The 219-nt window shown below is 51.1% G+C and carries 1 rRNA gene; it reads right to left on the reverse strand.

Annotated elements, in window-relative coordinates:
- Window positions 1–219: ribosomal RNA gene (locus WFI24_RS34450) — 23S ribosomal RNA — on the reverse strand; the annotation flags it as partial.

Consider the following 219-nt stretch of genomic DNA (forward strand, 5'->3'; position numbering starts at 1 on the left):
TTTTCTTGGCAGTGTGAGATCATGACCTTCGCTACTGTAATTTTCACTCCCCATCACAGCTCAGCCTTACAATGTGCGGATTTGCCTACACATCAGCCTTACTGCTTGGACGGACATCCATCAGTCCGCGTCACTACCCTACTGCGTCCCCCCATTGCTCATAACGGCTTACGGTGGTACAGGAATTTCGACCTGTTGTCCTTCGACTACGCCTTTCGG

This window comes from Paenibacillus sp. USHLN196, assembly GCF_037144955.1.
In the GTDB taxonomy this organism is placed as follows: Bacteria; Bacillota; Bacilli; order Paenibacillales; family Paenibacillaceae; genus Paenibacillus; species Paenibacillus xylanexedens_C.